The organism is Glaesserella parasuis (assembly GCF_002015085.1).
Taxonomy (GTDB): Bacteria; Pseudomonadota; Gammaproteobacteria; order Enterobacterales; family Pasteurellaceae; genus Glaesserella; species Glaesserella parasuis.
The window spans coordinates 41,883-61,374 of sequence record NZ_MUXW01000041.1 but is presented as its reverse complement, the minus strand read 5'-3'; the positions used below and the strand labels follow the sequence as shown (position 1 = coordinate 61,374).

Here is a 19,492-nt window from a genome sequence, read left to right as displayed (position 1 = left end):
AACTATATATTAGAAATATTCTTCCCCATTCCATTCTATTACACTAAATAATCCTAATGAATTATCAATTAATCTAGCATACTCTAATTTTGCTTCCCAAATAGACAATTTATCAATAAGTTCATGTGAATATTCTTTTTTATATAATTCTCTAGCAATATTTTTTCATCCTCCTCTAATTTTCTTGCTTTACCTGTAAATTGAACACCTTGTAAAGAGGGATGAAAACGCGTTGGTACAAAGATTGTACCAGAAATATTAGGATTCTCTAACATCACTTGACTATGATAAGTCGTTAAACTCGTCACAAAAATTAAACGCAGATTATCTTCATCAAATACATAATAAAATGCATTAGACCAAGGAATATTATTCCTTGCACAACTTATAATACATAAATATTTTTTCTGGATAAAATTAAAAATTCTTTTTTGCATGTAGCCTCTCTAATTCAAAAGTAGATAGATTATAACAATAAAAAATACTATATTAATAACATTTAATTACTAGTAATAACTAAAACATATTACTACTTACTATCCTATAATTTTTTATTATCCATGATTTGTCTCATAAACGGCAGAATCTCCGTTAATGCTTTATCCATCGGAATTAAGGTTAAATTTTTTTGCGAAGCCTTATCCGATGGCGGACAAAATGCGATATGTTTATCGGCATCATTTAACGGTTTCCAACGGCGTGGAATAGCAGATAGACGACTTGGGTAAAAGCCGACCGTTGCAATATTTAATGCACCACAAATGTGTAAAGGTCCTGTTGAACCTGCAATAAAGAGATCAGCACAGGCTAACGATTTGGCAAAATCGACTAATCCATCATTTTTATCGTAAATCACCACATTCTTATGATTTACTAATTGTTGCAATGCCTGAGCAGTTTCACTTTCATTTGGCCCTGCTGTCAAAATCACTTGGCAATCAAATTTCGCTAAAATCCCTGAAATTAAATCTGCATATTGATTCAAAGATAAATTCGTCGCAGATCCCCCTGTACTACTATGAACAAAAAGCCATTTTTTATTGCCATCTAACTTTAGCAACTCCATTAATTTGCTTTTTTGCATATTCAAACATTCATTATCAAAAGACAAATAGGGTGTTGTTGGCTCAATCGCTGTAATTTGATTATCTTTTAAAAAATAACGTACCAAGTCTAAATTATATTCATACTCTGCTTTTTCAGAACGAGAACGACGCTGGGTTAAACGATGATTATATAAAAATTGAAAGAGTTTCGTTGCGGGTGCTAAACGGTAGACAATACGGCTTTTCCAAACCAATTTGGCATTATACCAATCAGACACAAAACTAATCACTGCATCAAACTGTGCTGATCTTACCGCTTGTAACACTCGTTCATTTTCAGCTTTATTTTGTTTATCTGAACTATCCAAAATAGTACCATCTAAATAAGGGCAGATTTCTGCTAATGGTGCTGTATATTTAGGAACAAGGGCAATAATTTGGCAATTCGGCATTGATTTTTTTAACATCGCAAATGCCGCCCAAGCCAGCATAAAATCGCCAATTTTATCGTTACGAATAACAAGAATTTTCTTCATTTTCTGATTTCCCAAATAGAAACTAAAAAATAAGGGGATATAAAATCCCCTTATTTTGCCACATTCTATATGATTACAGAATCTCTTTCGCCTTCGCTACCACGTTATCTACAGTAAAGCCGAAGAGTTTGAATAATTCACCTGCTGGTGCTGATTCACCGAAGCTATTCATACCAACAATGCGACCGCCAAAGCCAACATATTTATACCAGAAATCTGAAATACCCGCTTCAATCGCCACACGTTTGGTTACTGAGCTTGGTAATACCGATTCACGATAAGCTTCATCTTGTGCGTCAAACACGTTAGTGCTTGGCATTGAAACCACACGGACTTTATGCCCCTCTGCACTTAATACGTCCGCCGCTTTCATTGCTAATTCCACTTCTGAACCTGTTGCGATTAAAATTAAATCTGGGCAATCGCCTTTTTCGCAACATTGACGTAGGATATAACCACCGCGAGCAACGTTAGCAAGTTGTTCTGGAGTACGTTCCATTTGAGCTAGGTTTTGACGAGTGAAAATTAATGCACTTGGGCCATCTTTACGTTCAACAGCCGCTTTCCACGCTACCGCAGATTCCACTTGGTCACACGGTCGCCACGTTTGAAGATTTGGAATTAAACGTAATGCCGCAGTTTGTTCAACTGGTTGGTGAGTTGGGCCATCTTCACCTAAGCCGATAGAGTCGTGGGTGTAAACAAATAATGAACGTTGTTTCATTAATGCCGCCATACGCACCGCATTGTGTGCATATTCCATAAACATTAAGAAGGTTGCACCGTATGGAATAAAGCCACCGTGTAAAGCAATACCGTTCATAATCGCTGACATGCCAAACTCACGCACACCGTAGTTGATATAGTTGCCATCAACATTGTAATCTGCACGGATTGGTTTTGAGCCAGACCATAAAGTTAAGTTTGAACTTGCTAAGTCTGCCGAGCCGCCTAAAAATTCAGGAAGAATGTGTGCATAGGCTTCAATCGCATTTTGCGACGCTTTACGGCTTGCAATATTTGCTGGGTTTGCTTGTAATTTTTCAATGAATGCTTGTGATTCTGCCGCCCAATTTGCTGGTAATTCACCTGCAACACGGCGTTTAAATTCAGTGGCAAGCTCTGGGTAAGCGGTTGCATAAGCTGCAAATTTTGCATTCCACTCTTTCTCTGCGAGCAAGCCTTTTGCTTTTGCGTCCCATTCTGCATAGATTTCAGCTGGAATAACAAAAGGTGCGTGTTCCCATTTTAAGTATTCACGCGCAGCCGCAATTTCTGCATCACCTAATGGCGCACCGTGACAATCGTGCGAGTTACATTTGTTTGGTGAGCCATAACCGATAATGGTTTTACAGATAATTAAGGTTGGGCGATCTTTTTCTGCTTTCGCATTTTCAATTGCAAATTTAATTTGTTCCGCATTGTGTCCATCAACATTGCGGATAACTTGCCAACCGTAAGACTCAAAACGCATTGCAGTATCGTCAGAGAACCAGCCATCAACGTGACCATCAATCGAAATATTGTTGTCATCGTAGAAAGCAATTAATTTCCCTAAGCCTAAAGTTCCTGCTAATGAGCAAGCCTCGTGTGAGATCCCCTCCATTAAACAGCCGTCACCTAAGAACGCATAAGTGTAGTGATTTACAATCTCGTGACCTTCACGGTTAAACTGTGCCGCTAAGGTTTTTTCCGCAATCGCCATACCTACTGCATTAGTAATCCCTTGACCTAACGGACCTGTTGTGGTTTCAACGCCTGGTGCATAGCCATATTCTGGGTGGCCTGGTGTTTTAGAGTGTAATTGACGGAACTGTTTTAAATCTTCAATTGAAAGATCGTAGCCTGTTAAGTGTAAAAGGCTATAAATCAACATTGAGCCGTGTCCGTTAGAAAGTACAAAACGGTCACGGTTTGCCCAAGCTGGATTGGTTGGATTGTGTGATAAAAAATCACGCCATAACACTTCCGCAATATCCGCCATACCCATTGGCGCACCAGGGTGACCTGAATTTGCTTTTTGCACTGCGTCCATACTTAAAAAACGGATAGCATTTGCAAGTTCTCTACGTTCTGCCATTTTCGACTCCTAAAATTAATCAATATAAAAATGAATAGTGTTTAGACGACTAATCGATGATTAAAATCACCCTATATCATCACCTGAAAAACTTGATAAGTTTACACTATTTTTAGAATAACTTGCGGAAAATCTCACATAAAAAATGTGATCAAGATCAAATAATGAAAATTGGATCTTAAGCAAACGTTTACGATATTTGAAGCTCAATATTAAGCTATACAATAATGTGCTCAAACTGCTAGTGTACAGCAAACAATTTTAGGATCGCTAAATCTAAAAAATTATTTTAAATAAATAGCCAATCCTCCTTGTTTCCCTACAATCAACAAAACAAAGCGAAACAAAATATGCTATCCTTTGACCCATTTTTTATCACGAGGAATACTCAATGGAAACGTTAGATTTACTACAACGTCGCCGTTCAAGTAAAAAATTTGGTCAAGATGTACCAAATGCAGAACAACTAGAAAATATGTTTAAAGCGGCAGTTAGAGCGCCAGATCACGGGCGTTTAAAGCCCTATCATTTCGTAGTGATTGAGCCAACGGCAATGGAAATTTTCCGTCGTTGCCTGTTAGAAACCGCTCAAGAACTTGAAATGGGTGATGAAGGTGTTACAAAAGCAGAAAAATTAGCTAAACGCGCACCAATGGTTATCGGGATTATCGCTAAAATAGCAAAAGATTTACCCAAAGTACCCGCTTGGGAGCAAATGGTTACAGCAGGCTGTGCAACCTATGCAATGCAACTTGCAGCCAACGTTCAAGGCTTTGAAACTTGCTGGATTACCAATAAGTGGATTAAAGGACAGGCTTTACGCCAGGCCTTTGGTTGTCAAGCTGACGATGAAATTGTCGCATTACTGCTGGTTGGCTCGCCACTTGAGGGGGATAGCATTGCCACCGCTAGCCAAACAGAAGAAATTACTGATTTTGTAAGTTACATCAAATAGGATTTACAATGAACCAAAACGATCACGATCATGAAGATCTTATTCGTATCTTTGACGCTTGCTTTGCAGAAAGTTACAACACTCGTTTAGAGCGGGGCGGAGATTATCCGATTTATCTACCCGCTTTTATTGATGAAGGTAACGTAGCGAGTGAACGCCCTTATAATGTTATTTTATTTGCTCACGGCTACTACAGCAGTGCATTACACGAAATTGCTCACTGGTTAGTTGCTGGAACAGAACGCCGTAAATTAGAAGATTTTGGTTACTGGTATGAACCCGATGGACGCTCTGCTGAACGCCAAAGAGAATTTGAACAAGTCGAAGTAAAACCGCAAGCGATTGAATGGGTGTTAGCTACGGCAGCAAATTTCCGTTATTTTGCCAGTGCTGATAACTTAACGGGCGATGCTGGTGATAATTCTGCTTTCAAACAAGCCGTTTATGAACAAGTTAAAATCTATGCAGAAAAAGGCTTACCCAAACGTGCAGAACAACTTCGCCAAGCCTTGTGTGAATTTTATGGCACGCCAAATCATATTGATTTAGCGAAATTTGATCTTAGTCGCATTTAGGAGATTTTATGAGTTTTACCGTCATTATCCCTGCACGTTATGCCTCTACACGCTTACCGCGTAAGCCCCTGTTAGATATTGCAGGTAAACCGATGATCCAACACGTTTGGGAAAAGGCACAACAAGCTGGAGCCACCCGTGTAATCGTCGCGACCGATCACCCTGAAATCGAACAGGTTGTTACAAGTTTTGGGGGAGAAGTGTGCTTGACGTCAGATAAACATAATTCTGGCACAGAACGTTTAGCCGAAGTGATTGAAAAAATGGCGATTGCAGATGATGAAATTATCGTGAATATTCAAGGCGATGAACCACTTATTCCTCCCGTGATTGTGGCACAAGTAGCTGAAAATTTGGATAAACATCAAGTTAATATGGCAACTCTTGCAGTTAAATTGACAACACGAGAAGAGCTATTTAATCCAAATGTGGTTAAAACATTAACCGATAAAAACGGAATGGCACTCTATTTCTCTCGAGCAACAATCCCTTTTGGACGTGATTATTTTCCTCAATGTGACGATACTTTTGTTCAACAACAAAACTACCTTCGTCATATCGGAATCTATGCTTACCGTGCAGGTTTTGTTAAGCAATATGTGGCTTGGGAGCCAACGGCATTAGAACAGCTAGAGTCGCTAGAGCAACTTAGAGCATTATGGTATGGCGAGAAAATTCATCTCGATTTAGCCAAAGAAGCCCCTCAAGTTGGGGTGGATACGGCTGAGGATTTGGAGCGGGTGAGACAGATTTTAAATACCCTATGCTCGCAATAAGCAAATAGTAGCATTCTTACCAACATAGGAATAAATTATTACATCTTATTTTTTGTCATAGATCATTTTTATCTTCAAATTAATTGTGTTTAACTTTAAAAAAAAAGTATTTTTTGTTATAAATAGACATTAAATCAATTTATTTTATATAGGAGAACTTATGGAATTAGTATTTATTCGTCACGGTTTCAGTGAGTGGAACGCTAAAAACTTATTTACAGGTTGGCGTGATGTAAACTTAACAGAGCGTGGTATTGAAGAAGCAAAAGCGGCAGGTAAAAAATTACTTGATGCAGGTTATGAATTTGATATCGCATTCACTTCTGTTTTAACGCGTGCGATCAAAACCTGTAACATCGTGTTAGAAGAATCTAACCAACTTTGGATTCCACAAGTGAAAAACTGGCGTTTAAACGAGCGTCACTATGGCGCATTACAAGGCTTAGACAAAAAAGCAACCGCAGAGCAGTATGGTGACGAGCAAGTTCATATTTGGCGTCGTTCTTATGATATTTCTCCGCCAGATTTAGATCCGCAAGATCCAAATTCAGCACATAACGACCGTCGTTATGCACATCTTCCAAAAGATGTTGTGCCAAATGCAGAGAACCTAAAAATCACCCTAGAGCGTGTTTTACCATTCTGGGAAGACCAAATCGCACCGGCATTGTTATCCGGTAAACGTGTTCTTGTGACTGCTCACGGTAACTCTCTCCGTGCGTTGGCAAAACATATCATCGGTATTTCTGATGAAGAAATTATGGATTTTGAAATCCCAACCGGTCAGCCGTTAGTGTTGAAACTTGATGACAAATTAAACTTTGTTGAGAAATTCTATTTATAATTTAAATAGTTAATATAATGCATTTTATAGGCGGTAAGATAATACATCTTACCGTTTTTTTGTGACCTATAAATTCTTTTTCTTTGAATAGATTGTGTTTCACTTTTGCGTTAGAATATCGAACTTTGAACGCAATCGGTAAGATTGCGAGAATTTTTTAATTTCATTCAAAAAATATTAGGAAGTTTTATGTCAGCAACAATTTTAGAAACGCTTCCACTTGGTCAAAAAGTGGGAATTGCATTTTCGGGCGGGTTAGATACCAGTGCCGCATTACTTTGGATGCGTCAAAAAGGTGCCGTGCCTTATGCTTATACCGCAAATTTAGGGCAACCAGATGAAGATGATTACAATGCTATCCCTAGAAAAGCAATGGAATACGGTGCGGAGAATGCTCGTTTAATTGATTGTCGCCAGCAATTAGCTCACGAAGGTATTGCAGCAATTCAATGTGGTGCATTCCATATTTCGACAGGTGGCGTGCCTTATTTTAATACCACTCCGCTTGGTCGTGCTGTAACAGGGACAATGCTTGTTGCTGCAATGAAAGAAGATGATGTTAATATTTGGGGAGATGGCTCGACCTTTAAAGGCAATGATATTGAACGTTTTTACCGTTATGGTTTATTAACTAATCCAAAACTCAAAATCTATAAGCCGTGGTTAGATCAGACTTTTATTGACGAACTTGGTGGCCGTTTAGAAATGTCACAATTCTTAATTACAAATGGCTTTGACTATAAAATGTCCGTTGAAAAAGCATATTCAACTGACTCTAATATGCTAGGGGCAACTCACGAAGCTAAAGACCTTGAGTTACTCAGCACAGGCATTAAAATCGTTAAACCTATTATGGGCGTAGCATTTTGGGACGAAACGGTTGAAATCAAGCCTGAAGTCGTTTCTGTGACCTTTGAAGAAGGTGTGCCTGTTGCATTAAATGGTAAACGTATCGAAGATGCAGTAGAGCTTATTCTTGAAGCAAACCGCATTGGTGGTCGTCACGGTTTAGGAATGTCAGACCAAATCGAAAACCGTATTATCGAAGCAAAATCTCGTGGTATCTATGAAGCACCAGGAATGGCGTTATTACATATTGCCTATGAGCGTTTAGTAACAGGTATTCACAACGAAGATACGATTGAACAGTACCGTATCAATGGGTTACGTTTAGGTCGCTTGCTCTATCAAGGTCGCTGGTTCGATCCGCAAGCCTTAATGTTGCGTGAAACAGCACAACGTTGGGTGGCGAAAGCGATTACGGGCACAGTGACTTTAGAATTACGTCGTGGCAATGACTACTCAATTCTGAATACCGAATCACCAAACTTAACCTATGAACCAGAACGTTTAAGTATGGAAAAAGTAGAAGATGCACCGTTTACCCCAGCAGATCGTATCGGTCAATTAACAATGCGTAATTTAGACATTGTGGATACGCGTGGTAAATTAGGTATTTATACACAGGCAGGTTTGCTTTCTGTTCAGAATAATGTGATCCCACAATTGGATACAAAATAAATCGTAAAATAATTGAAATAACAAATCGCTTGTAGTGTAACACTAGAAGCGATTTGCACCATTTTTCTCCATTTGTGGAATTATCTATCACTGGGAAATTAATCTGTTCACTAATTCAATAATTTGTTGGTTTTGAGTATCAGATAATTTCCCTTCAGAAACAAACTGAACTTTACCGTTTTTATCCAATACCGCAATAAAACTCTCTTTTTCTTTTAGTTTCCACGCATTTTTTACACTACTTGTTTGATCAAGAATGACTTGAGAGTGAGGGTTTTCCAATTTACCGTTTTCTGCACTATTTTTGACAAATGCTCCCGTTGCAACAATCGCATCGTCTGCATTAATAATGGTTGTGGTTTGGTATTTACTGCGATCAAACCCTGCATTTTTAATTGCGTCCATTAATGGTTGATTTTTCTCTTTTACACTACTTCTGCCAGCAAGGTGGTGAACTACTCTTACCTTTCCAGCTAGGCTTGAAGATTGCCATTGGCGATAATCAACTTTTTTACCATTGGCAATTAATTCGCCATCTTGTTGAACGGTAACACTTGGTAACGTTTGGTTTAATTGTACATTATGGGCGAAAGCAACATTTGTAAGAAATAGGCAAGATACTGCCGCTTGTAATACGATTTTTTTCATCTTTTTTCCTTGTTAAGATTGAATTTCAATGATTTGACACAATATTTTGTGAGATTATCCTAAAACTTAACAGAAACAAAGCCGATCAGTAGATTTGTCTGAATTTCCACTCGTTAAACGGTAGATTTTATGTTATTTTAGTGAGTGATTATCTCAATGTCGAGATGAAGTCTAAATTTAGTTAATAATTTTAAAGGAGCTTTATATGCAACAAGGCGGCGGAATGGAAATGATCTTTATTTTGGTTGTTTTCGGTCTTATCTTCTATTTTATGATTTATCGTCCACAAGCAAAACGTCAAAAACAACAACGTGAATTATTAGCAGGTTTATCAAAAGGTGATGAAGTGCTAACAAGCGGTGGGTTAATCGGTAAAATTACTAAAGTAACTGCAGATAATGACAATGTTGTGATCGCATTGAACGATACTACCGAAGTAACTATCAAACGTGATTTCGTAGTTGCAGTGTTACCAAAAGGTTCACTCAAATCTCTTTAATTTTTTCCTTTAAGAAAGGGGACTTATCGTGTTAAACCGTTTCCCTCTTTGGAAGAACCTAATGGTGATCCTTGTGGTCGCCATTGGCATTTTATACGCCCTTCCAAATTTATATGGTGAAGACCCTTCGGTACAGGTTTCCGGTACTAGAGGGCAACAAGCTTCAGCTGAAACGCTGACGCAAGTTCAATCAGCACTCGCTTCATTAAATATTACGCCTAAGGCGATGAACCTTGAAAATGGTTCGATTTTAGTGCGTTTAAATAAGGACGAGGAACAGCTTCCAGCTAAGGAAAAAATCGCTGAAGTCTTAGGCAATAATTATTCTGTCGCTTTAAACCTTGCGCCTGCAACGCCAGAATGGCTAACTTCAATCGGTGGTGAGCCGATGAAGCGTGGTTTGGATTTGCGTGGCGGTGTTCGCTTCTTAATGGAAGTGGATATGAATACGGCATTGGCGAAACAGCAAGATCAGCTACAAGATACCTTGCGTAACGATTTTCGTAAGGAAAAATGGCAATACAAAGCGGTTAAAAAAGCAGAAAATTTTGCAACAGATGTAGAATTTAATGATACCGATACTGCAGATAAAGCAGTTCGTTATATTCGCCGTACTAATCCTAATTTAGAAGCAACTTATATTTCTCCAACCGTTGTGCGTTTTGCTCAATCTGCTCAGGGGTTAGCAACTTCTCGTGATTTAGCTATCGAACAAAACTTGTCGATTTTGCGTAAGCGTGTGGAAGAACTTGGTGTGTCTGAGCCGACTATTCAACGTCAAGGGGCAGATCGTATTGTTGTTGAACTTCCAGGGGTGCAAGATACCGCTCGTGCGAAAGAGATTTTAGGGGCAACTGCAACTCTTGAATTTCGTTTAGTCAATGGTAATGCTAACTTAGAGTCTGCGGCTCGTGGTATTGTTCCTGCGGATTCGGAGATTAAATATAGTCGTGATGGTATGCCGACGGTGTTATATCGCAAAACCATTTTAGGTGGTGAACATATTATTAATGCAACTTCGGGCAAAGATGAACGTGGTTTGCCTAATGTTAGTATTAATCTTGATGCACAAGGCGGGGATTTGATGTCAAATGCGACAAAATCTGCTGTAGGTAAGCCGATGGCAACCCTTTATAGTGAGTTTAAAGATTCAGGTCGCCGTGATGCAAACGGGAAAGTGATTCTTGAAAAACACGAAGAAGTGATTAACGTTGCAACCATTAACTCTCGTTTAGGTAGCTCATTCCAAATTACAGGTATTAACAGTGCGGCTGAAGCACAAAACCTTGCTGTATTACTACGTTCTGGAGCTTTGATCGCACCGATTGTGATTGTTGAAGAACGAACTATCGGGGCTTCATTAGGTGCAGATAACGTTGCTCAAGGTATGGACGCAAGTATGTTAGGTTTAGGTCTAACGATCTTATTCTGCGTGGTGTATTACAAAGTCTTCGGTCTATTTGCGACAGCTGCTTTATTAGCTAACTTAGTTTTAACCATCGGGTTGATGTCATTAATTGGAGCTACATTAACAATGCCTGGTATTGCAGGGATTGTGTTAGCTGTAGGTATGTCAATTGATGCTAACGTATTGATTTATGAACGGATTAAAGAAGAAATTCGTAATGGTCGTTCTATTCAGCAGGCAATTCACGAAGGCTATAATGGTGCATTCACCAGTATCTTCGACTCTAACTTAACCACAATATTAGTTGCGATTATTCTTTATGCAGTAGGAACAGGTCCAGTCAAAGGCTTCGCTGTGACTCTTGCACTAGGGGTAATGATCTCAATGTTCACCGCAATTACAGGAACTCGTATGTTAGTGAACCTTGTTTACGGTGGTAAACGTGTGAAAAAACTTTGGATCTAAGGGGAATTAAATGACTGTTCAAACAACAGAAAAAGAAGTAGAGATTAAACTACCTTATAAATTAGTTCCCTTTATGAAATACCGCTACATTGCGTATGTATTTTCATTGATCATTACGGCACTTTGTGTGTTTACCATTGTGACTAAAGGGTTTAACTGGGGATTGGATTTTACTGGCGGTACAGTAATTGAAACCAACTTTTCACAGCCTGCAGATTTGGCAAAGGTTCGTGAAGTATTAACAGAAAATGGTTATACTAGTGCTTTAGTTCAAACCTTTGGTGGACAAAAAGATGTAATGATCCGCCTACCTGCTTCGGCTGGCGATATGTCTTTGGGGAATACGGTAATGGATTTAATTCACCAAAAATTAGATCCAGAAGCTAAAATTCAAAGTATTGAGTTCGTTGGTCCAAATGTCGGTGAAGAATTAACCCAAGGGGCGATTTACGGCACATTAGCAACCCTTGCAATGTTGCTGATTTACGTTGGCCTTCGCTTTGAATGGCGTTTAGCAACAGGGGGGATTTTAGCCTTGTTCCACGACGTAATGGTGACTATTGGTCTTTTCTCATTCTTACAGATTGAAATTGATCTTACTTTCGTGGCTGCGATTTTATCCGTTGTTGGTTATTCTTTAAACGACAGTATCGTGGTATTTGACCGTGTTCGTGAAAATTTCCCTAAAATTCGCCGAGCAAATTCAGTCGAAATTGTGGATATTTCACTGAGCCAAACATTATCAAGAACATTGATGACCTCTGTTACAACGCTATTTGTAGTATTCTCACTCTATCTATTAGGTGGTCCAACATTACATAGCTTCTCACTGGCATTATTGATCGGTATCGCTTTCGGTACTTACTCGTCTATTTATGTGGCGGTAGGTGTTGCTCTTGAATTAGGCTTGAAACGTGAGCATATGATTCAGCCTGTAGTAGAGAAAGAGGGTGCGGATCAACAATCACTTGTTGATTATTGATTTTGTATAAAACGGGCAAAAATCGCCCGTTTTTACTCTCTATTCAAGACATCAACCACAGCCTGTGCAGCTTGAGCATCAGCATCACATTGAATATATTGATGTAATTCCATAAAACGCTGTTTCAACGCATTCTTCCGAGCCACATCTTCGGGCATTTGAGATAAATAAATACTCAAATGTTTTGCTAAATTTTCAGGGGAACAATCCGCTTGAATAAGTTCTGGGACAAGCGGTTCGTTTGCCAATAAATTTGGCAAAGAGATGTAATCTGTTTTTACCAATCTTTTTGCTAACCAATAGGTTAAAGGTTTCATCTTATAACCCACCACCATCGGCGATTTACATAACATCGCTTCAAGTGCGGCTGTACCAGATGCTAATAATGTCGCTTCAGCAACCATCATCGCAGCGCGCGCATTACCAGCTAAGGATATTACATCTAATTCTGGAGCGACTTGTGCTTTAATTGCTTCAAATTGTTCACGACGTTTTTCATTAACTAACGGCACTAAAAATTGAATATCAGGATATTGAGTTTTAAGTAGTTGTGCTGTTTTTAAAAATGGTTCAGCTAGGAAATTTACTTCACTTCCACGGCTTCCAACCAAAATCGCCACATAACGTTGGTTTTCATCTAATTGCAACAAACGGTAAGCCTCTTGTCGATTAGGTTTCAAGGCAATCGCATCTGCCATTGTATGTCCAATAAAACGGCAAGGGACATTAAAACGGTCGTAAAAGGCTTTTTCAAAAGGTAAAAATGCTAAAACAAGATCGGTTGCACGAGCAATTTTATACACACGATTTTGTCGCCACGCCCAGACTGACGGGCTAACATAGTGTATGGTTTTGATACCTTGAGCTTTGAGCTTTTCTTCTACGCAAAGATTAAAATCTGGGGCATCAATCCCGATAAAAATATCAGGTTTCAATGCAAGCATTGTATCAATGACTTGTTTACGGCGTTTGAGCAAACGTGGCAAATGCTTAACCACTTCGGCAAGCCCCATTACCGCCAGCTCTTCCATATCAAACAGGGTTTCACACCCTTCCTTTAACATTTTTTCACCAGCAACGCCGATAAAACGAGCATTTGGATAATGTACTTTGAGTGCTTTAATCAATCCGGCACCTAAAATATCGCCTGAGATTTCACCAGCGACAATAGCTATAAGGGGGGATGATATTATCATAAATAGTCCATAAATAGTTAAAGATGCTTATATTATATGAGAATTTACTAGGTTAGCCTATGTTTTTTGGTATATAGGTTTGATACGCCATATTTTCATCACACATAATATTACCACCTTGTTTCACGAATTGGTGGTTTAATGCTAAAATTGTTTTGGCATTTTCAGTATAGTTCATTGCCACAATAGTTCCATTTAAACCCCACAATCATCATTAAAAGCTCATTGATTGAGACTGATAATACAACGCTTAGTCGGCCTGAACTTTGGGAATTTTCGCCATTGTTTATCGGCTTTTTGTTACTATTTATAGCGATTTTTAGAGAAGTTAGTGTTGCACAATTAAAATTAACCTAGGCACCATCTGCGAGGATTTCACCTTGTAATGGGCTTAAATCATAAGTTTTGAATGGCACTTCACGTAATTTATGGCAAAGGACAAAATCGGTCTTATAGTTCACATTCAAATGGCGGCTCATTGAAATCGCTGAAACACCTCCAAACTTTATATAAATTTAAAATGTCAATTTAGTTTTTAGCCACATATTTATGTTAAATAGAATCGCATAATTCCAAGTATAATTCTTCTATTCTTGATATTCCTTCTTCATAATTTATTTTCTTCACAGTCAATTCTTGAGCTAATTTTGCTATTTCGTATTGAATTGAATTTTTGCGGTTAAATTTAGGTAATTTAATTTCAAAATTTATACTATAAGATCTTCCACTGAAAGTGAATTTGAAATATTTATTAATGATGTCGGTATTTAAAATTCCGCATAAATAATATGCTTCTTCTTCCGTTATTTCTGCGCCGTTCTTATCCATTGATATATAAGGGGCATGTTTTGCTGGAATAGGCAAAATTTTCTCTCCCCATGGAGTTTCCTGTTCAATAACAACACTAGCACACATACTTGTATTATCTCGAAAAACAACTTTATATGGAGAAAATGTGTAATTACCAACTTTGGATAATGAATAAAAATCATTTCCCATAGAAATCATCAAACTTCTTTTAGATTGTTTTTCTATTAAATTTTTATTAATTATTAAATAATTAGATAATAATTCACATTCTTTAACCAAATTCTCTAATGATATTGATTTCCGACTATTATTTTCATAAGGAAATATACAATAGTTATTAGACTTTAATATCTCAAAAGGTTTAATAAATGGGCTTTTTATTACTGGTTTTATATATTTTGTTTCAAGCTCAAATTTATAATTACTGTCATTTTTGTAAACTGAATTTTTGAATTCAGAGTTTCTAAAATAAAAAGTGTTTTTACTGGTTCTTTTCTCAGGTTCAATGAAGTAAACCTCAGCAGGCGTAAACTCAACACCACTCCTAGCTTTATAATCCGAAGTTCCAGAAATTAACTTTAGCTTCCTTAAAATTGTATAATCTCTTTCAGGGAGTAAAGTAAATCCCGTTCTATTTTCGCTTAATTGATAAGCCATTCCATCTTTAATCTGAAAGAAATCTTTTACTTTTTCAAATGTATGAAATCTATTTACTTCTGTGATTTTCACATTGGATTTTTTATAGAATAAATTTATAGGTATCCCATTTGAGTAATCTACAGGATTTTTTTCATAAAAATATGTCATAAACTTTTCAGTAGTTACAATAAAAGGGTTTCCGGCATTAGACCAATCATCTATTTCACTTAAATACATTCGACTACCATCAGATAAATAAAAATTTCTGAAACCAGCATAAGAATCTTGAGTCATAATTGTTTTTGGCATTAAGAATGCTAGTAAGCCTTTATTAGTTAGCCATTTATCTGATGTGACATTTGCAATTAAAGCACATAAATTGAGTGATATAGCTCCCATATAACTTTGGCCTGAGAATAATTTTCTATCAATACACAAACTCTTGATCTTTTCAGCATAATTTTGGGGTAAAAATTCCCATTTTACCCAAGGTGGGTTACCTAAAATTAGATCCATCTCTTTAACTCTTGCAATTAGCATAAAGTTTGATGTAATTCTAATCCAAATACCGTCCCATTCATTTTTATGTAATTCAACCAATTTACTTGACAATATTTTTATACTTTGTTTGATCTTGTTATTGATAGAGTCTTTATCTATATTTTCAATAATTTGATGGTATAATAATTTAGGGTCTTCAGCTTCTACTGTTGTTTGTAAACGATACATTCTTTCAAAAAAAGAACTACTTTCAACAAAATTACAAGGAAAAATAATATTAAAATCCCCTTGTTTTGTGTCTACGGTATATGTATAACAAGCTATATTATCGAGTTCAATTTTTTGTGGTATATTAGCTGAATCACCAAGATAGACAGGGATTTCTATTTTTTGATCGTCAATTAATGGTCTTATAGCCAAAAAATAACTAACTCTTGCAGTTAAAACTGATAGAGGGTTTAAATCAATACCATATACACTTGATAGTATTCTTAATAATAACTCTTGTTTTTCTTTTATAGTTAAACTATATAATTCGTGTTTATCTAGTATCGATTTTATTAATGATATTAAAAATACCCCACTTCCACAACATGGATCTATAGCTTTCCAAGATTCTTTGTTTAGTTTCTCAAGTGAACGAGATACAACATGATCAGCCATCCAAGATGGAGTGAAATATTCTCCTAAACTATGCCTAATTTCATTAGGCATTATTTCCATATATAAATCTTTAAAAATATCTATCGTCTGAAATTCATAACTAAAATTTGAACTTGAATAAAACTCTAACTCTTTAATTATATTTTTTATACTATTATATATTTTTTGGTTCCATTGGTTTTTATCTGAATACCAAGAATAGAAGTCACCTTCCAGTAAGTTTCTAATTCCACCACTAGAAAAAACATATCCATCTTCAAGTTTCTCCATAAAACGCTGTAATTTAATAGAATCAATAACACTAAGATCTGAGAAAAACTTAACATCTTCACTAAACGAAAGAGTTTGAATGACTTTACATGCTATTAATTTCACAATTATCGCATAAGATGTTTGAAGAACATAGAGAGCCAGATATTCTTTCTCATTATTATTAATGTTATCACTAAATATTTCCGATAGTTTTTTTCTTCTTTTTTCTATATCTTGATTTTGACCTTTATCAGACTCAGATAATCTAAACAAAACTTGCCATTCTTCCATTAGCATTTCTGTTTTTTGTGTTTTATGAGTACAAATGGCATCATATAAACTATTTGATAAGTTTTGTGTTATATGTGATGTGGATTTAAAGTCAGATACTATATTTTTCGGTGAAAATTGCTTTGAACCTACATTGATTAATGATTGAATAATTCTATCCAAATCCTTTACTTCTATTGTTGAAAATGCAGTATTTTTTATTTCATCACCAATAAAATATAAATATGCGATTTTCTTCCCATTTGTTACCAACCCTTGATAATTATTCCCAGATTCATTATGTATTTGTTTCAAATAATCTTTTGTTTGTGAAATAGCATTTTTTTGATCTTTTTCACGTGTTAATTTATCAATTGATTTGTACTCAATAACTAATCCATTTGATATGGCATCAATTCTTCCTAAAAATTTATGTCTAAAAAAATTCTTTCCGCTTTCTTTATGAAAAATTATTTCTTTTCCAAAAAAACTCTTTATTAAATAATGTAAATTATTTTCAAAAATAGAAGCGATTGTAGCTTCTGTTTCCGCTTTATTAATTTGCTTTATAATTGATGTTAAAGTTTCAGATAGTTTTACTTGATATTCACCACTACCAAGTTTTCTAAGAATGCTCGTTGAATACATTAATTAACCTTATTTAATTTATTGATTTCTTGAAATGAAATAGAAAATGAATTTTGAAGATTTTCAGGCATTGTGCAGTGACCTGCGAGCAGTTGTTCTTCCTGTTCCAACACTTCATTTCTTTGTTTTACCGTTTGAAACATTTCACCTTCACAACTAACTGACCAATTCAAATTTACTCCTGCTTTAGCAATCGCAGTCATTCCTTCTGCATTTGGCTCGCGTTCATCTCTGACATAACATTGGTGCGTAAGGGATACCTGTTTGCTCTGCAACGTCTTTAATTTTCCAGTTTTTTGCTTCACAAACTTGTCTTAACCTTTCTGATATATACATTTGAGCGTTCTATTTTCAAAAGTACACAACTGGCTGTTGTTACTTTCGGAGAAACACAATCGACAGTTAAACGCTTTGCTAAATGAGCATTAAACGGTTGGCAGTTCTCCAAGACATTTTGGAGAATGTGTCTCACAATACACATGAAACCGCATATCAAGAGGTGATTTTTCACTGATGGCAAAACAAGTGTATTTAAACCAAATTGAGAAAAAACTGACCGAGTTACAATGAGAACTAAAATAAGTGTTACAACATTTAGCATTGGTGGATGAAAAGATTGCAACACTTCATCAAGCTATCAACATTATGCAAGCACAATGCCGTTTCACTCAATTATACTGTATCAGAAATTAATTCATCAAGCGGATGAAACCTCTGCGCAACTGTTACATAATATCAGGATTTTGCAATAATCTGACCGCTTGATCATTAGATGAAAAGATTATTTAACTAACTGCACTAAAATACGACGAACAGGCTCTGCCGCACCCCATAATAATTGGTCACCAACGGTAAATGCCGCTAAGTACTCTGGCCCCATTGCTAGTTTGCGTAAACGACCCACTGGAACAGTTAATGTACCAGTCACTTTCGCTGGTGTTAATTCACGCAACGTCGTTTCACGATCATTTGGAATGACTTTCACCCATTCATTGTGAGCTGCAATGATTTGTTCAATTTCTGCTAATGGTAAATCTTTTTTGAGTTTGATGGTGAACGCTTGGCTGTGGCAGCGTAATGCACCGATACGCACACATAAACCATCAACTGGGATTGGATTTGCACTTAAACCTAAAATTTTGTTGGTTTCTGCGTAACCTTTCCACTCTTCTTTGGTTTGTCCTGTTTCCGGTAATAATTTATCAATCCAAGGAATTAAGCTACCTGCAAGTGGCGCCCCAAAGTTTGCCGTTGGGAAATCTTCTGAACGAATTTCAGCGGTCACTTTACGTTCAATCTCTAAAATAGATGACGCTGGATCTGCAAGCTCTGCTTTTACTGCATCTTCTAACTCGCCCATTTGTACCAGTAACTCACGCATATTCTTCGCACCTGCACCGGAAGCCGCTTGGTAAGTTGCCACAGACACCCATTCCACGAGATCTTTCTCAAATAAACCACCGATTGCCATTAACATTAAGCTCACAGTACAGTTTCCGCCCACAAAGGTTTTAATGCCTTTTTGTAAACCTTCGGTAATAACGTGTTGGTTTACTGGGTCTAACACAATGATCGCATCATCTTGCATACGCAGTGCAGAAGCGGCATCGATCCAATAACCATTCCAACCTGTTGCTTTTAATTTTGGATAGACTTCGTTGGTGTAATCGCCGCCTTGACAGGTCACGATAATGTCTAATTTTTGTAATTCTGCAATATCAAAAGCGTCTTTTAATGCACCAGCCTCTTTGTCTGCAAAAACAGGGGCTTTTTGACCCGCTTGTGATGTGGTAAAGAAAACAGGGTTAATGTTCGCAAAGTCGTTCTCTTGAATCATACGCTCCATTAGAACCGACCCCACCATACCACGCCATCCGATAAAACCTACATTTTGCATTTTATGCTCCTAAAAAGTTGAAGTTGTGTTTGAATTGAAAGTATGGATAAATACAAGATTTTAAGGGTAATTGCAATCAATAATTCTATAAAAAAGAAAATAAAACACATAATTCATAAAATACGCAAACGATTTTATAAATTGATTAAAATACACACTAATAATTGACATTTATCATTTATTTAATCTCTTTTATCGTGTTTTTATACCGATTTTGTAGTAAAGTAATCCCGTGACTTACTTTGGAGGCTCTTCCCTAAAAAGTCCTCCATTTATTATTT

Annotated in this window: 15 protein-coding genes and 2 pseudogenes; 8 read left to right on the top strand and 9 right to left on the bottom strand. The window is 36.8% G+C overall.

The genetic code is table 11. The features are described from left to right. Positions 1–83 precede the first annotated feature (83 nt). The 3 genes from B0183_RS09745 to tkt all read right to left on the bottom strand — a co-directional run bounded on the left by B0183_RS09745 (position 84) and on the right by tkt (position 3,662). Positions 84–437, bottom strand: a complete 354-nt coding sequence (locus B0183_RS09745; RefSeq protein WP_234802054.1) for a pyridoxamine 5'-phosphate oxidase family protein — start codon at positions 435–437, stop codon at positions 84–86. Positions 438–541: 104 nt separating this feature from the next. Further along, on the bottom strand, positions 542–1,582 hold the full coding sequence (locus B0183_RS09740; RefSeq protein ID WP_035493422.1) for a glycosyltransferase family 9 protein: 1,041 nt from the start codon (positions 1,580–1,582) through the stop codon (positions 542–544). A 73-nt stretch (positions 1,583–1,655) separates the two neighbouring features. Beyond that, positions 1,656–3,662, bottom strand: a complete 2,007-nt coding sequence (tkt, locus tag B0183_RS09735) for a transketolase (RefSeq protein WP_021113724.1) — start codon at positions 3,660–3,662, stop codon at positions 1,656–1,658. Between the two features lie 391 nt (positions 3,663–4,053). Between tkt and B0183_RS09730 the strand changes: the two genes are divergently transcribed. The 5 genes from B0183_RS09730 (at position 4,054) to argG (ending at position 8,333) form a co-directional block, all read left to right on the top strand. Further along, complete coding sequence (locus B0183_RS09730) at positions 4,054–4,617, top strand: nitroreductase family protein (RefSeq protein WP_021113723.1); 564 nt, start codon at positions 4,054–4,056, stop codon at positions 4,615–4,617. Positions 4,618–4,625: 8 nt separating this feature from the next. Then, on the top strand, positions 4,626–5,192 hold the full coding sequence (locus tag B0183_RS09725) for an elongation factor P hydroxylase (protein WP_021113722.1): 567 nt from the start codon (positions 4,626–4,628) through the stop codon (positions 5,190–5,192). An 8-nt stretch (positions 5,193–5,200) separates the two neighbouring features. Continuing rightward, positions 5,201–5,968, top strand: coding sequence for a 3-deoxy-manno-octulosonate cytidylyltransferase (gene kdsB / locus B0183_RS09720; RefSeq protein ID WP_016527686.1), 768 nt, complete (start codon positions 5,201–5,203; stop codon positions 5,966–5,968). Between the two features lie 160 nt (positions 5,969–6,128). Beyond that, positions 6,129–6,812 (top strand): 2,3-diphosphoglycerate-dependent phosphoglycerate mutase, encoded by a 684-nt coding sequence (locus B0183_RS09715; RefSeq protein ID WP_005713360.1) that lies wholly within the window; start codon positions 6,129–6,131, stop codon positions 6,810–6,812. Between the two features lie 189 nt (positions 6,813–7,001). Continuing rightward, positions 7,002–8,333 carry an argininosuccinate synthase gene (gene argG / locus B0183_RS09710; RefSeq protein ID WP_005713358.1) on the top strand — a complete coding sequence of 444 codons (1,332 nt, stop codon included), beginning with the start codon at positions 7,002–7,004 and terminating at the stop codon, positions 8,331–8,333. 87 nt (positions 8,334–8,420) lie between these two features. On the opposite strand, the gene B0183_RS09705 is transcribed toward argG, so the two are convergent. Then, the gene (locus B0183_RS09705; RefSeq protein WP_021111341.1) at positions 8,421–8,981 is read right to left on the bottom strand and encodes a YtfJ family protein; all 561 of its coding nucleotides are present in this window, start codon (positions 8,979–8,981) and stop codon (positions 8,421–8,423) included. Between the two features lie 205 nt (positions 8,982–9,186). On the opposite strand from B0183_RS09705, the gene yajC reads away from it, so the two are divergent. From yajC to secF, 3 genes are read left to right on the top strand one after another with little or no spacing between them, the layout of a single operon-like run. Further along, positions 9,187–9,480 carry a preprotein translocase subunit YajC gene (gene yajC, locus B0183_RS09700; RefSeq protein ID WP_005713354.1) on the top strand — a complete coding sequence of 98 codons (294 nt, stop codon included), beginning with the start codon at positions 9,187–9,189 and terminating at the stop codon, positions 9,478–9,480. 28 nt (positions 9,481–9,508) lie between these two features. Beyond that, complete coding sequence (secD, locus tag B0183_RS09695; protein WP_071610421.1) at positions 9,509–11,353, top strand: protein translocase subunit SecD; 1,845 nt, start codon at positions 9,509–9,511, stop codon at positions 11,351–11,353. A 10-nt stretch (positions 11,354–11,363) separates the two neighbouring features. Further along, on the top strand, positions 11,364–12,335 hold the full coding sequence (gene secF / locus B0183_RS09690; RefSeq protein ID WP_021111340.1) for a protein translocase subunit SecF: 972 nt from the start codon (positions 11,364–11,366) through the stop codon (positions 12,333–12,335). A 32-nt stretch (positions 12,336–12,367) separates the two neighbouring features. On the opposite strand, the gene lpxB is transcribed toward secF, so the two are convergent. From lpxB to asd, 5 genes and pseudogenes are all read right to left on the bottom strand, one after another. Continuing rightward, positions 12,368–13,531, bottom strand: coding sequence for a lipid-A-disaccharide synthase (gene lpxB / locus B0183_RS09685; protein ID WP_078208726.1), 1,164 nt, complete (start codon positions 13,529–13,531; stop codon positions 12,368–12,370). A gap of 79 nt (positions 13,532–13,610) precedes the next feature. After that, positions 13,611–14,028: pseudogene (locus tag B0183_RS09680) on the bottom strand (transposase); the annotation flags it as partial. 55 nt (positions 14,029–14,083) lie between these two features. After that, positions 14,084–17,314: a DNA methyltransferase family protein gene (locus tag B0183_RS09675; protein WP_078208725.1), complete on the bottom strand. Its 3,231-nt coding sequence runs from the start codon at positions 17,312–17,314 to the stop codon at positions 14,084–14,086. Next, a pseudogene (locus B0183_RS09670) lies at positions 17,314–17,650 on the bottom strand (helix-turn-helix domain-containing protein). Before B0183_RS09670 ends, B0183_RS09675 begins: the two are co-directional and overlap by 1 nt. 445 nt (positions 17,651–18,095) lie before the next feature. Then, the gene (asd, locus tag B0183_RS09660; RefSeq protein ID WP_071610418.1) at positions 18,096–19,211 is read right to left on the bottom strand and encodes an aspartate-semialdehyde dehydrogenase; all 1,116 of its coding nucleotides are present in this window, start codon (positions 19,209–19,211) and stop codon (positions 18,096–18,098) included. Between the last annotated feature and the right edge of the window lie 281 nt (positions 19,212–19,492).